Source organism: Arthrospira sp. PCC 8006 (genome assembly GCF_046480465.1).
GTDB lineage: Bacteria > Cyanobacteriota > Cyanobacteriia > Cyanobacteriales > Microcoleaceae > Limnospira > Limnospira platensis.
Genome location: NZ_PKGG01000138.1, coordinates 1 through 14,048, shown reverse-complemented (window position 1 = coordinate 14,048; position 14,048 = coordinate 1). Strand labels below are relative to the sequence as shown.

Annotated in this window: 16 protein-coding genes and 1 pseudogene; 9 read left to right on the top strand and 8 right to left on the bottom strand. The window is 44.4% G+C overall.

Translation table 11 applies throughout. The features are described from left to right. From B9T16_RS18220 to B9T16_RS18205, 4 genes are all read left to right on the top strand, one after another. A partial coding sequence (locus tag B9T16_RS18220) for a PRC-barrel domain-containing protein (protein ID WP_410245409.1) occupies window positions 1–923 on the top strand: 923 nt, incomplete at its 5' end. A gap of 215 nt (window positions 924–1,138) precedes the next feature. Then, window positions 1,139–1,474 carry a photosystem II reaction center protein Psb28 gene (psb28, locus tag B9T16_RS18215; protein ID WP_006620138.1) on the top strand — a complete coding sequence of 112 codons (336 nt, stop codon included), beginning with the start codon at window positions 1,139–1,141 and terminating at the stop codon, window positions 1,472–1,474. A 190-nt stretch (window positions 1,475–1,664) separates the two neighbouring features. After that, window positions 1,665–2,555 (top strand): indole-3-glycerol phosphate synthase TrpC, encoded by an 891-nt coding sequence (gene trpC, locus B9T16_RS18210; protein ID WP_410245408.1) that lies wholly within the window; start codon window positions 1,665–1,667, stop codon window positions 2,553–2,555. Window positions 2,556–2,612: 57 nt separating this feature from the next. Then, a complete protein-coding gene (locus tag B9T16_RS18205; RefSeq protein WP_006620140.1) occupies window positions 2,613–3,719 on the top strand; it encodes a pyridoxal-phosphate-dependent aminotransferase family protein in 1,107 nt (368 codons plus the stop codon). An 86-nt stretch (window positions 3,720–3,805) separates the two neighbouring features. On the opposite strand, the gene B9T16_RS18200 is transcribed toward B9T16_RS18205, so the two are convergent. Next, window positions 3,806–4,024, bottom strand: coding sequence for a DUF2949 domain-containing protein (locus B9T16_RS18200; RefSeq protein WP_410245407.1), 219 nt, complete (start codon window positions 4,022–4,024; stop codon window positions 3,806–3,808). Between the two features lie 693 nt (window positions 4,025–4,717). Between B9T16_RS18200 and rsmA the strand changes: the two genes are divergently transcribed. Genes rsmA through B9T16_RS18185 form a run of 3 tightly spaced genes read left to right on the top strand, consistent with a single transcriptional unit; the run spans window position 4,718 to window position 6,935 of the window. Beyond that, window positions 4,718–5,542 carry a 16S rRNA (adenine(1518)-N(6)/adenine(1519)-N(6))-dimethyltransferase RsmA gene (gene rsmA / locus B9T16_RS18195; RefSeq protein ID WP_410245406.1) on the top strand — a complete coding sequence of 275 codons (825 nt, stop codon included), beginning with the start codon at window positions 4,718–4,720 and terminating at the stop codon, window positions 5,540–5,542. 41 nt (window positions 5,543–5,583) lie between these two features. After that, complete coding sequence (gene ispE / locus B9T16_RS18190; RefSeq protein ID WP_410245405.1) at window positions 5,584–6,531, top strand: 4-(cytidine 5'-diphospho)-2-C-methyl-D-erythritol kinase; 948 nt, start codon at window positions 5,584–5,586, stop codon at window positions 6,529–6,531. 35 nt (window positions 6,532–6,566) lie between these two features. Next, window positions 6,567–6,935 (top strand): DUF3082 domain-containing protein, encoded by a 369-nt coding sequence (locus B9T16_RS18185; RefSeq protein WP_006620144.1) that lies wholly within the window; start codon window positions 6,567–6,569, stop codon window positions 6,933–6,935. Window positions 6,936–6,990: 55 nt separating this feature from the next. Here the strand turns inward: B9T16_RS18185 and eno are convergent, their stop codons facing one another. The 5 genes from eno to B9T16_RS18160 all read right to left on the bottom strand — a co-directional run bounded on the left by eno (window position 6,991) and on the right by B9T16_RS18160 (window position 11,776). Next, a complete protein-coding gene (gene eno / locus B9T16_RS18180) occupies window positions 6,991–8,265 on the bottom strand; it encodes a phosphopyruvate hydratase (protein WP_317271257.1) in 1,275 nt (424 codons plus the stop codon). A gap of 28 nt (window positions 8,266–8,293) precedes the next feature. Continuing rightward, a complete protein-coding gene (locus tag B9T16_RS18175) occupies window positions 8,294–9,301 on the bottom strand; it encodes a 2-hydroxyacid dehydrogenase (RefSeq protein ID WP_410245404.1) in 1,008 nt (335 codons plus the stop codon). Between the two features lie 168 nt (window positions 9,302–9,469). Further along, window positions 9,470–9,871: a DUF2809 domain-containing protein gene (locus B9T16_RS18170; RefSeq protein WP_006620147.1), complete on the bottom strand. Its 402-nt coding sequence runs from the start codon at window positions 9,869–9,871 to the stop codon at window positions 9,470–9,472. Window positions 9,872–9,873: 2 nt separating this feature from the next. Then, complete coding sequence (locus B9T16_RS18165; protein ID WP_006620148.1) at window positions 9,874–10,407, bottom strand: hypothetical protein; 534 nt, start codon at window positions 10,405–10,407, stop codon at window positions 9,874–9,876. Window positions 10,408–10,438: 31 nt separating this feature from the next. After that, entirely contained in the window at window positions 10,439–11,776 is a 1,338-nt protein-coding gene (locus B9T16_RS18160; protein WP_410245403.1) for a tetratricopeptide repeat protein, read from the bottom strand. Between the two features lie 76 nt (window positions 11,777–11,852). On the opposite strand from B9T16_RS18160, the gene rimM reads away from it, so the two are divergent. Further along, entirely contained in the window at window positions 11,853–12,491 is a 639-nt protein-coding gene (rimM, locus tag B9T16_RS18155; protein ID WP_006620150.1) for a ribosome maturation factor RimM, read from the top strand. 71 nt (window positions 12,492–12,562) lie between these two features. Here the strand turns inward: rimM and B9T16_RS18150 are convergent, their stop codons facing one another. Together B9T16_RS18150 and B9T16_RS18145 are read right to left on the bottom strand one after the other, a co-directional pair. Next, window positions 12,563–13,015, bottom strand: a complete 453-nt coding sequence (locus B9T16_RS18150; RefSeq protein ID WP_317271263.1) for a helix-turn-helix domain-containing protein — start codon at window positions 13,013–13,015, stop codon at window positions 12,563–12,565. A gap of 73 nt (window positions 13,016–13,088) precedes the next feature. Continuing rightward, complete coding sequence (locus tag B9T16_RS18145; RefSeq protein ID WP_006620152.1) at window positions 13,089–13,271, bottom strand: hypothetical protein; 183 nt, start codon at window positions 13,269–13,271, stop codon at window positions 13,089–13,091. A 101-nt stretch (window positions 13,272–13,372) separates the two neighbouring features. On the opposite strand from B9T16_RS18145, the pseudogene B9T16_RS18140 reads away from it, so the two are divergent. After that, window positions 13,373–14,048: pseudogene (locus B9T16_RS18140) on the top strand (transporter); the annotation flags it as partial.

The following is a 14,048-nucleotide window of genomic DNA, read 5'->3' as shown; positions in this document are numbered from 1 at the left end:
AGCGACTAGGAGTCGTTAGTCAGTTGTGGGTTGATGTGGACCGACGGGAAATCGTGGCCCTGGGGTTGCGAGACAATTTTCTAGCTGTGGCTGGACTGCCTAAATATATCTATCTCAATAGAGTCTGTGAGATCGGCGACGTGATCTTGGTGGATAACGACCAGGTTCTTGAGGATGATGTTGATATAGAAGGTTACAGCGATTTGATCAACAGTGAGGTAATTACTGAAACAGGAGAACCCCTCGGACGAGTGCGGGGCTTCCGCTTCGATACCCGTGATGGTAAGCTCGAATCAATTATTATCGCCTCTCTGGGTTTCCCACAAATTCCAGATCAGGTCATTAGTACCTATGAACTTTCTATAGATGCGATCGTTAGTAGTGGCCCGAACCGCTTAATTGTCTTTGAAGGCTCAGAAGATCAACTTCAACAGTTGACGGTCGGTGTCCTTGAACGTCTCGGACTCGGTGAAGCACCCTGGAACCGGGAAGAAGAAGGAATGTATTATCCTCCCACGGTTAAACCTGCTAACCAATTGGGTACTGGTGTTCCTCAAGCACCACCACAACAACAATATCGCACCCCCGCCCCGGTTGAGGAAGCCTGGGAAGAAGAAGAAACCTGGCAAGAACCCATCGCCCCTCCCCCGGTTAGACAGCCTGAACCAATTTATGATGATTATGAAGATGATAATTGGGGGGATTCTGAACGGGATGATTATGATGATGCGGAATATGTGCCGATAGAACCTCCCCGCCAAGAACGTCTCTATGCTCGTGAATACCCGCCAGAATATGAGGATGATGTGGAGTCTGATGCTTGGGCTGATGATGAAACCCCTAAACCTTATAAAGCGCCTCGTGTCAATATTCCTGACAAAAAGAAAATGCCGGAATATGAGGAAGAACCCGGCGGCTACTAACTAACCTACCCCCACGCCAAATATTCCGGTGATGGCGTGGGCTTCAAGGTTTAAATATTTGGGGGTTGACAAATTTATAAAAATGTGGTAATAATCGCGCGACTTTATCAAAATGTGGTGATTTTGCAGCCTCAGAGTCCGATTTTTTAGGGAGACAGGGGCGATCGAAAAATGTTAAGCTGACAAATGTTTAGTATTTGACTGCATAGTTATTTATGGCTTCAATTCAATTTTCACGGGGAGTTGACGAAGAAGTAATCCCAGATGTGCGCCTGACTCGTTCCCGAGATGGTGGCCAAGGAACAGCTACATTTCGTTTTCAAAATCCCAAGGCTTTAGCTGATGATGCGACTGAGGAAATTACCGGGATGTATTTAATTGACGAGGAAGGGGAAATCACCACTCGTGAAGTTAAGGGAAAATTCATTAATGGTAAAGCTACTGATATTGAGGCGACTTACTTAATGAGAAGCCCTGAAGAGTGGGATAGGTTTATGCGATTTATGAGTCGCTATGCTGAAGAAAACGGTTTAGAATTCAATAAGTCCTAACATATCCGGTAGTTATGGAAACTCCCACCGTCATGACTACAGCTTGGCGGCGGGGTGTTCCGAGCCATCAAAAAAACTGTGAAGTGTCAAAACTAATTAGAGTATATCCTAAGCAGACCTCTACATATAAAGCCTGTTTATGTTGCATAATTCTTAGGTAGCTGATTATTAACGTAATTTTCCCGAAACTATGATCGAAATTCGCCGCCATTCTCCTAACCCTTCTGTTGATGTCCTTAACCTCAGTTACCAAATAGTGACACCAGAAGCTAAACCACGGCATATATTAGAAGAGATAGTCTGGCAAAAAGAAAAGGAAGTTAGCCAAAAACGCGATCGCCTATCATTACTAGAATTAAGAAAACAGGTCATGGACTTACCCCCCTGTCGAGATTTTCTGGGGGCGCTCAAAACAGCCACGACCCGTCCCGCAGTCATCGCCGAAGTGAAAAAAGCCTCCCCTAGTAAAGGCATAATTAGAGAAGATTTTGACTGTGTGGCGATCGCCAAAAGTTACTCACTGGGCGGCGCAACCTGTATCTCGGTTTTAACCGACGAAAAATTCTTTCAGGGTAGCTTTGAAAACCTGGCGAAAGTCCGCGCTGCCGTAGATCTGCCCCTACTTTGCAAGGATTTCATGATCTACCCCTATCAATTCTATCTAGCGCGACTACATGGGGCTGATGCAGTTTTGCTAATTGCAGCAATTTTGTCTGACCAGGATCTGCAATATTTTACTAAAATTGCTAAGATGCTCACCATGACTGCCCTGGTAGAAGTTCATACCCTCGAGGAACTCGATCGCGTTTTGGCAATTGATGGAGTTAACCTGATTGGCATCAATAACCGCAACCTCTCGGATTTTACCGTAGACCTCAATACCACAACTACCCTATTAGAAAAACGGCGATCGCAAATCAAATCCAGTAATATCCTGGTTGTCAGTGAGTCCGGTTTGCATCAAAGCACCGACCTAGATATTGTAGTCCAAGCTGGCGCGGAAGCCGTCTTAATCGGCGAGTCCCTGGTTAAACAACCAGATCCTCAAATCGCCCTGCAACAAATGTTAGCTAGAGCTTAAAAGCGAGTAGAATAATTAGTTCCCCATAACCTAGTACAAATACGGATAGATACCGCAATGGATGATAAGTTAATGTTGATGATTCCGGGACCTACCCCAGTACCCGAAAAAGCATTACTCGCCTTGGCTAAACACCCCATAGGACACCGCAGCGGTGATTTTAGTCAAATTATGGCCGAGGTACAAGAAAACCTCAAATGGCTACACCAAACCCAAAATGATGTCTTAATCCTCACCGCCAGCGGGACTGGCGCAATGGAAGCCGGAATTATTAATTTCCTCAAACGTGGCGATCGCGTTTTATGTGGTTGTAATGGTAAATTTGGCGATCGCTGGGCGGAAGTCGCTACAGCATACGGATTAAATGTAGAAATCATTTCCGCCGAATGGGGACAACCCCTAGACCCGGAAAAATTCCGCGAAGTCCTCGAAGCCGACACCGAAAAGCAAATTAAAGCAGTCATCCTCACCCACAGCGAAACCTCAACCGGGGTTCTCAATGACCTGGAAACCATCAACCGCCACGTCAAAAACCACGGGGAAGCCTTAATTATTGTTGATGCAGTCACCAGTTTAGGCGCTGTTAATCTTCCTATTGATGAATGGGGATTAGATGTGGTAGGTTCGGGTTCCCAAAAAGGTTATATGATTCCCCCAGGACTAGCTTTTGTCTCTGTCAGTCCCAAAGCATGGGAAGCCTACAAAACCGCCGACCTACCCCGCTATTACTTCGACCTGGGACCCTACCGGAAAACTGCCGCTAAAAATACTAACCCCTTTACCCCCCCGGTTAATCTGTTTTATGCTCTCCAGGTGAGTTTGCAAATGATGAAAGCCGAGGGGTTAGATAATATTTTTGGCCGTCATCATCGCTTAATGACCATGACACGGGATGCCATCAAAGGCCTAAATTTGCCCCTATTTGCCCCCGATCATGCTGCTAGTCCCGCTATAACTGCCGTTTGCCCTCCTGAGTCTATAGACGCAGAAAAGGTGCGCTCTATCATGCGAAAACAGTTTGATATCGTTTTGGCTGGAGGACAAGACCACCTCAAAGGTAAAATCTTCCGTATTGGGCATTTGGGTTTTGTTTGCGATCGCGATATTCTCTGTGCGATCGCCGCCTTAGAAACTACCCTCCAACAGTTGACAGTTAACAGTTAAAGCACCTTCCCAGCCGGAAACTGGGTTTCTAGGGCCATCTTGGTTAGACCATCAAAAACCTAGAAACCCCGTTTCTGCTTTGATCATCAATAAGCTGTTGCCAGCCAATCAAAGATTTTCTCAAGTTGTTCAAGGGTCACAAGTCCATATTGCCAAAGTGTCATCGATAGGGGACTTGGATCTGGATACTTATGTTTCTCTTCTGACCGCTTATGTACCCTCTGTGCTGCCTCAATAGAAGCCTGGGAAATTGATAATTCTTCTGTTAAAAAATCCAGAAATTGTGCATATTTTTTAGCTGTCAATTTTAGTTTCACCTCCTAGATAGTAGACACCACCCGATCTGTCTGTTGACTTCCCAAAGAAATCCAAATCTATGGCTGTTCTATAATGTTTATTAAGCAAGTAGCGCCAAACATACCCACCCCTTAGCACTAGGGGTAAAAGCCCACCAGTACCCTCAGCCGGGTTCACTGCTACGAACCTACATCGGTCTCTAATTAAATTCCGCAAGATTTGAAAATCACGGCGGACTTTTATTGGTGAACTAGCAGGATCTTGATATCTTCCGCTCCACAAACTAACCGAATTAAGCGGTTGATTCTGCTACGGGTTCCGTTGATTGATTCAGTCGGATATTTAAACCATATCCCTAACAGAAGTTAGACCCTATCAATCAATAGAATCATTCACCAATAAGCGTGCATATAATGAGTTGACCATCCTTAATTTGTGGATTGAAGCGCAACTCGAGCAGACCTCTGGTGACAACAGCTTATTGCTGCTACTTGAGGACAGCCAGGACTTCCGCTCGCTTCTCACACCTAACGTAGATCTGAACTATTGACGGAAAAGCCAACACAACAATCTACTAGGAACGGTATCATATCACATAAATCTGAATTTGGGTAAAAATTTTATCTCCGCTTCCAGATTTCTGTAAAATTTGATGCAATTGAGCCAAATTATCAGTTCTATACTCTGGACCTACCTTAACTATGCCCTCTCCCCAACCTCGGAAACGATTTGCTCAACATTGGCTACGCAGTCCTGCGACCCTTAACCATATCCTAGAAGCGGCTGATCTATCTCTGGACGATCGCATCTTGGAAATTGGACCAGGAACAGGTATATTAACAGAACGCTTACTTCCCAAAGCCAGCTCAGTAGTAGCCATCGAAATTGACCGCGATCTTTGTGTTCAACTAGCCAAAAAATTTGGCAAAATCGATAACTTCCTATTGCTACAAGGAGATATCCTCAGCTTCGACCTAAATGCACACCTGAGCGCATTTCCCCAATTCCAAAACCCCAATAAGGTAGTCGCCAATATTCCCTATAATATTACCGGACCAATCATCGAAGGCTTACTGGGAACTATTGCTAAACCCGCCCTTAAACCCTTTGATGCGATCGTGCTACTGCTACAGAAAGAAGTAGGCGATCGCCTTTGTGCTAAACCCAGCTCCAAAGCCTTTGGAGCCCTATCAGTCAGAGTCCAATATTTAGCCGAATGTGACTGGATCTGTCATGTCCCCGCCAAAGCCTTTTATCCGCCCCCTAAAGTCGATTCAGCCGTAGTCCGTCTGCGTCCTCGTCCCATAGCATCCCCCGCCCAAAACCCCCAACTTCTTGAGACCCTAATTAAATTAGGATTTTCTACCCGTCGGAAAATGTTACGCAATAACCTCAAAAGCCAGGTAGAACCCCAAATATTAAACCAACTCCTCGAAACATTAGACATCAACCCCCAAGTCCGCGCAGAAGACCTAAGCCTACAACAATGGGTTCAACTCAGTAATTTGCTATTAGCCCCCCAATAATCAATGATAAACTTGCTTTGTGTTACCTTACACTACTACTAATGCGTTCTGTCACCCTAATTGCTCCCGCCAAGATTAATTTGTATTTAGAAATTATCGGATCGCGCCCCGATGGTTTCCACGAACTCGCTATGGTCCTGCACACTATCAGTTTAAGCGATCGCATTACCATTAACCCTATTGGTATAGATGCCATTACCATTCGCTCCAACGACCCCAGCCTCCCCAACGACCATAGTAACCTCGCCTATCGCGCAGCAGCCTTGATGGTTAAACAATTCCCCGATATGATGGCGCGTTATGGCGGTATCGAAATCGAAATTAACAAACGAATACCCGTAGCCGCCGGACTAGCCGGCGGTTCAAGCAATGCGGCGGCGGTGTTGGTCGGTTTAGATTTAATCTGGGACCTCGGTTTAACCCAAGACGAACTACAAACCCTCGGCGCTGAAATTGGTTCTGATGTTCCCTTCTGTATCAGTGGCGGAACAGCCCTAGCTACCGGACGGGGAGAGGTACTATCACCCTTGCTGAATTTAGATAACTTATATGTGGTCCTCGCTAAGTTCCGTAATATCGCCATATCCACCCCTTGGGCTTATCAAACCTACCGCCAGCAGTTCAGCAGTTCATACATTTCTGAAGCCGATGATCTGAAAAGTCGTCAGCAGCGGGTACATTCAGGACCTATGGTAGCAGCCATTATGAAACGTGATGGGGCTAAAATTGGTCAGTTGTTGCACAATGATTTAGAGAAAGTCGCTTTACCTGAATATCCCCAAGTTGCAGACCTGCGAGATGCCTTTATCGCCCAAGGAGTTTTAGGCGCGATGATGTCTGGTTCCGGTCCCACCGTATTCGCTTTAGTCGAGAGTCAGGCGGAAGCTGACCGGGTTTCCGATGCTGTCCAAAATCAAATTGCTAATCAGAATTTATTATTGTGGACTACTAAATTTATCTCCACAGGTATTCATTTGGCTGCATCTTAAACTTGCCGATTTTTTTGAGAGTTCATCAATCAATTATGTCTAATATGCCTGAAAAATCATCAATTTCTACTTCTAATTCCGGTGATAATTCTCCCCGTGATTCATCCCCCGATTTATCATCAGTCAACCCCTTTCAGGTGCTGATGGGAGGATTATTAGCTGGAGGTTTTGCCATCGCCATGTATTCCCTAACAGCAGCGATCGCTCAAACTTTTGCCAACCAAAACATCTATTCCGATAATCAAACCGCCCTGCAACTTTCCATAGCCATCCGCACCTTAGTAATTGGGGGTGCTGCCTTAGTTACCGGAGTCTTTACCATTGCCTCTTTGGGTTTATTAGCCCTAACCGTCCAAGTCTTATTTGTCCGATTAACTCACAAAAATTCCGCCTCCCAAAAATAGCGAACAGTGGAGACAGGACAACCTTTGTCTCCACCTATTTCGCCTTAATTATACCTTACACAAACGCAGCCCGACCCGCGAACTTAGCAGCCTTTCCTAAGTCCCGTTCAATGCGTAGCAGTTGGTTAAATTTAGCCGTCCGTTCACCGCGACAACCCGAACCAGTTTTGATTTTACCTGTGGAAGTTGCCACCACCAAATCCGAGATAGTAGTATCTTCCGTTTCACCTGAACGGTGGGAAACAAAGCACTTGTAATTATGTTTTTTCGCCAACTCAATCGTATCTAAAGTTTCCGTTAAAGTACCAATTTGGTTAACCTTAATCAGAATTGAATTAGCAACTCCGGCTTGAATACCCTCCGCTAAAATAGCCGGGTTGGTACAGAATAAATCATCCCCCACCAGTTCAACCTTATCGCCAATGGAATTAGTTAGCACCTTCCAACCATCCCAGTCATTTTCTCCCATACCATCTTCTATGGAAATAATCGGGTATTGATTAGCCCAACTTTTCCACAATTCCGCCATTTCTTCAGGAGTCTTAGTAGATTGATCTGATTTGAAAAACAGATATTTACCATCTTTCCACAATTCCGAAGTGGCTGGGTCGAGACAGATGGAAATATCCTCCCCTGGCTTATATCCCGCCGCCGTAATCGCCTCTAAAATACACTCAACCGCCTCATCATTAGATTTTAAGTTAGGCGCAAATCCACCCTCATCGCCAATTCCCGTGCTTAATCCTTTCTTTTGCAACAGCGATTTAAGACTGTGGAAAGTTTCTACACCCATACGGATAGATTCCGCAAAATTGGGGGCATTATGGGGAGCAATCATAAACTCTTGAAAATCAACAGTATTGTCCGCGTGAACCCCACCGTTAATTACATTCATGCAAGGAACGGGCAATACACAAGCGTTGCTGCCTCCTAAATACCTATATAGAGGAATTCCTAAGTAATTAGCAGCCGCGCGCGCTACGGCTAAGGAAACCGCTAAAATTGCATTAGCCCCCATTTGGGATTTGTTGGGTGTGCCGTCCAGTTCAATCATGGTTAAATCAATTAACCGCTGTTGGGTGACATCCATACCCACTAAAGCCGGGGCTATACGATTATTGACATTTTCAACAGCTTTCAGAACCCCTTTGCCGCCATAGCGTTTCGGGTCTCCATCTCGCAATTCTGCCGCTTCTTTTTCTCCCGTTGAAGCCCCAGAGGGAACTAAGGCACTCCCACGGGTTCCGTCCTCTAAAATTACTTCCGCTTCTACGGTGGGGTTACCACGAGAATCAAGAATTTCGCCAGCAATAATTTCGTCAATGTACATGAATTTCTCCTTAATGGATTAAGATTGGTTAATGAGGTAGTTTAACCTCGTTGGTTAGTGGTTTGCCTTCCTCAAATTCACTAATATTCGCCATGGTGGTTTCGGCAATGGCAGTTAGGGCATTTTGGGTAAAAAATGCCTGATGACCTGTAATCACAACATTCTGGAAAGATTGGAGTAGTTGAAATGTATCATCTTGGATAATTTCATCAGACCAATCTTCAAAGAAAAATGCTTCCTCTTGTTCATACACATCAATTCCTAGGTAGCCAATTATCCCGGATTTTATCCCTTCAATGACAGAAACTGTATCAACCAGAGGCCCGCGACTGGTGTTGATTAACATGACCCCTCGCTTCATTTGAGCGATCGCATTTTGGTTAATAATGTGATGGGTTTCTGGTAATAAGGGACAGTGCAGAGAGATAATATCTGACTGTGAAAACAGTTCCGGCAAATCTACATAACGGGCATCTCCTAACTTGATAAAATCATCGTTAGGGTAGGCATCATAACCCAAAAGATGACAGCCAAAACCGTGCATAATTTGCGCGAAAATCATCCCGATTTTTCCCGTGCCAATCACGCCCACGGTACTACCATGTAAGTCAAAACCTAGTAAACCATTTAGGGTAAAGTTATCTTCCCGGACTCGGTTATAGGCTTTGTGCAGTTTCCTGTTTAATGTAAGGATTAAACCCACGGTATGTTCAGCTACTGCATAGGGTGAATAAGCCGGAACCCTAACTACAGAAATACCTAATTCTTCTGCTGTTTTGAGGTCAACATTATTAAATCCAGCACAGCGCAGGGCTATTAATTTAGTGCCATTGGCTGCTAAGGTTTTTAGGGTGGTGGCATCTACTTCATCATTCACAAAAACGCAAACAACCGGAAAACCAGCGGCTAAGGAGGCGGTTTTCGCCCTTAACCTGGTTTCAAAGTAAACTAACTCATGGGGACTTCCTCCTTGGGCATTCGCCGCATCAAAGAATTTAGTATCGTAGGGCTGGCTACCAAAAACAGCAACTCTCATGGTCAATTATCAACCTCTTCAACTTGTCCCTACTAGCTTACCAGGCGATCGCCTGAACTTGGTTGCTTGCTTGACCGTATTATATGGGATAGCTCAAGGCATTGAACTTAAAAAAAGATTAAGAAAATGTCTATTGATCATAAATTTTGTAGGCAAATCTTGATAGTATTAGTGATGATTTTGCAGTCCGATCTTATTTCGGACAGTAATTAATACTAAAGCCGCCAAGATACAGCCTATAGCATAATAAAGAAAGTCCCACCAATCAAAGGTAGTTCCTAATAGGAGTTTGCCGATAATATGCGATCGCATCATAGCTAAAATTGGCGGATTCCACAATTGCAGAAATTCCAAAATTGAGGTAACAAGAAATACCCCCACCCCTACGGATATCGGGGAAAGATGCGGCCAGATTAATACCACTAACCACACCCAAAACATCTCATAAAATATCGAGGATACGGAATCGTTAATCCACCCATCAAACGGCCCGCTATAAAATTTACTAAACCAGCCAATGGGAATCACAATCATTAAACACATCAAGATTATTAAGCGATAGCGTTTCATGATTATTTAACTTCTAAATTTTCGGTTTCCACAGTAAAAGCAGAGTTGCTGCCATCCTCAATAGATAAAGATTGAATCTGGGATGCAATTACCTCTATTTGTACCTCGCTAAGATTGACAGTAGCATCAAGTTCATCAATAATATCCTGAGCATTTTCGGTCATATATCTAATCTGTTCCAGGATTTCTTCTTTATAGGCTTCTAGGTTTTGGCAACAGGCTTTAACCTGTTGTGCTTGTCGGAAAAACCAGACCAAAATTGTGATTGATATGGTACTAGGAATTAACACAGCTATCAATATCCATGTATTCAAAAAAGGATTTAACCGTTTCCTGGTATGGTTAACTTCTTTCTGGATTAAAGAGCGTTGATTCGCCGAATAACGGTTAATAAAAGAGGGATTTTGCGCCCCGATTTTTGTCGGGTTTAGCTCCGGAATTGCTGACGGTATAGCTGCGGATGATACCCCCGAAAAACCCATCAATAATAGCCATCCTGCCACCATATAGAGATAGGTTTTATTCAAATTTATCATGGTATGTAACCCTCCCAATACATAAATTTAATTATTTAGTGTTCAGCAATTTTTGAAATTTTTGTTCCTGACAAATGCCCGCAAAATCAGGTTCTTGTTGAGCAAACTTTTGCACGGCATCTGGGTTAATCCGCAGGGCTCGTTGAAGGTTTTCGATCGCCAATTCTCGATTCCCCGTGAGGGCATAGCAACGAGCCTTATTGTACCAGATTTTATAAAAATTAGGACGAATTTTAGCAGCCTGATTATAAGAAGCGATCGCCTCATCATACTGTTCCAAATTCATCAAGGCTTGACCGCGATTATTCCAAGCATCTAAATAATCGGGTTTTAAAGCAATCGCCCGGTCATAGGAAAAAATCGCCGCTTGGTAATAATTAAGTTTCCCTAAAGCCACCCCACGATTACTCCAAGCATCAGGATAGTCTGTGCGAATTTGGATAGCTTTTTCATAGGATGCGATCGCCTCTTGATAGCGCTTGAGTTTGGTTAACACAACCCCTCGATTATTCCAAACCTCAGCCAAATTCGGCTCCAGTTTTAACGCCTGATTATAGGCGGCAACTGCCGATTCCAATTGATTTGACAAAAATAACTTTTCTGCCTGTTTAGCCAGCTCATGAGCCTCAGCTATGATGCGATCGCGACTAGGTGTTTCCGGTTCTTTTTCCTTAGCACTATTAACTAAATCCTCAGAACTGTCGGAAGGCTCAAGACTCTCGGAAGTCTCAGAACTCTCGGAAGTCTCAGAATTAGAATCATCAGATACCCCAGAGGAATTGTTAGCGATCGCCTTTTCGGGAGTCTCCAATACTTCCGCCACTAGGGAATCCTCAGTCTCCGACTCCGGGACTTGAATCATAGTTTGCACCTTGAGACTCTCAATAGCTTCATCAGCCTTAGTAGTATTTTGTTCCAATTGATAGAGAGTATTGCGAGCCTCATTAATACTCTCCTGAATTTGACCAATAGCATCAGCTTTGAGACTCTCAATTTCTTGCTGTACAATAAATACTTGATCCGTCAACTTAGCCAGCAAAAACCAGACTCCCACCCCCGCAATAGTTGGCAACAAAAATAAGAACACTAGCACTAAATTCAATAAAGCCAGAGTCCGACGAAAAGAACTATCTACCTCAGTTTGAACGCGATCGCGCAATTCCGAGTCCGACCCAGTGACCGCCTGAGCTACAATAGTCGAACCCGACCTAGACCCGTCTCCCCGTAGAGGTTCCACAAAAATTGTAGTGGTTCCCAAAGATAGTAAAATCGGAATTAGAGCTAAACTAGCTTGTTGTGGTGCGATAGGATGCTTGATAGTTCCCCCCGCGAGGGAGAAAATGGGGACTTGTCGAGAACTCCGCGTCATAAGCTACTAAGCCAATACTGGGTTAAAATGCTGAAATCTTATCATGTGTTGTGTCGAGGTTCAGGAGACTGTCCAAATGTCTGATTGGATCGAAATTGGTAAAATTGTAGCTGCTCAGGGTTTAGATGGCCAGATGCGGGTATATCCGAATTCCGACTTTCCCGAAAGATTTATCGAACCCGGAACCCGCTGGCTACAAAAACCCGGACAAAATGAACCATCACCCGTAGAACTTCTGGGGGGAAGGTTTATTCCCGGAAAAGGACTCTATGCTATTGAAATGGTAGGGGTCGAAACCCGGGAAGAAGCCGAAGCCTTGCGGGATAGTCGTCTATTCATTCAAGAGGGCGATCGCCCCTATTTAGAGGATAATGAGTTTTATGTATTAGACCTGATTGGGTTAGAAGTCTTTAATCAAGACACCCAAGACATAATCGGTACAGTAATTGATGTCATCCCCGCCGGAAATGACTTGTTAGAGGTACAGTTAAATTTTACCCCCACCTCAGAAGACCTCGCCGCCGATACTCAACGCCAAGCTAAACTACAGAACATTCCCAAAAACAAACGACGCAAGCGCCATTTCCAAACCAAAGCCAACCAGCCCAAAACCTTATTAATTCCCTTTGTTAAGGAGATCGTCCCCGTTGTAGATTTACAGAATCGCCGTTTGGAAATCACCCCTCCCCAAGGCTTAATCGAATCCCAAACATAGCCCCCCCTCCAATACTATCCGGGAATACCGGGGACAAAACAGGCCTGGTCTCCATGGCTATGGGCAATTTATTAATTATCAATTGTGCGTTTCCGACGCTTCCCTTTATTGTCAATATAGCGCTGTACTTCTTCGCGAGATGTAACCCAAGCATCAATAGTATTATCCCAGGTGAATTCTATGTAATGTCGCTTCCTAATAGTCTGTACCCGCTGAAACGAAACATTAAGAATGCGGGCTACATCAGCCTGTCGCAGACTATTACTGGGCTGTGATAAATTAGCCTTAACAGTTTTGATATCCTTGAGAGCATCCAAAGAACTTAATTTATGTTGCATCAAATTAATCGAGATTGCCGAAGGTTGAGAATGTCCATTTTCCCAGCGGTTAATAGTTTGTGGAGATACTCCGAGAAATTGCGCCAGTTCAGCTTGGGACAACTCCAAATCTTCCCGGAGTTGACGCAGCAGTTGCGGGATATCCTGTAAATTTGTTTCTGATAGCAACATGGGTTTAATCATCATAAGAGGTGTGGGATGGAGCAATTTTGCCGTAGTCAGGCTGACAGGGAACTAATGGGCAGCCCTTATATTTAGGTTAAGATAAATTCCCACAAACACCAACAGTAATTTCTCGGACATTTCTCGCATTTTTAACACCAATCACTGCTAAGATGTCCGTAAAAATACGGAGATTTTGATTGCCAAAAGCGATCGCATTCATGAAAACACCCCTCAGCGTCCCATCTGACAACGCCCCCAGGCCTGTGAAAATTACCATCAATCCCCAAAATGGCAATTAATTTGGGCATTTTCGAGCAATACTTCAACCTTGCTTTAAAATGAGTTCTGGACTTGCAGACTGACTATATTGAAAAAATTATGCCTGTTCTTCGCTATTTGATGGCTGTGGGAGTGAGTGGAACAATTGTGTTGTTCAATGTTGGGCAGGGAGAAGCAGTGCCTTCGCCTGTTGAGTCCCAGGATAGATCATCTGACCATCCCCTAACTCAAGAATCAACTCTCAAGCACAAACCAACCAAATTTGTAGCCTCACAACTTGAACCAACCCCCATTACTGACCATAAACCTAACGACACCAGCCTTGTAGCTGGTCAAATTGACACACCAACTCCAGAATTGTCTTTAAATCACACAATGGGAGAAGCCTTGAGTGGCGGTGGGTTCATGGAAACCCCCCCGAACCTGGTCAAACATCAGGCCAAATCTCCTAACCATGATGCGATCGCCTTAGAATCAGTAGACTTACCCGGAAAATATCAGGCCAAGTCTCCTAACCATGACGCGATCGCTCCCTCAACTGATGTAAACTTCTCCACAGAGGTATCTTCCGACAGCCCCTCACAAGAAGTGGCTATCAGTGACAATTCTCATACTCAATCGGCGATCGAAAATAATCCCACACCACCAGTACAACTGTCCCAAGTAGAGACACCAGAAATTCAAATCCCCGACTTGACACCCCCTACCGAGCCATACCCCCAAAGGTATCCAGATGGAACCTTAYGCACCGAACCACCTTCAATAGTTTTACCCA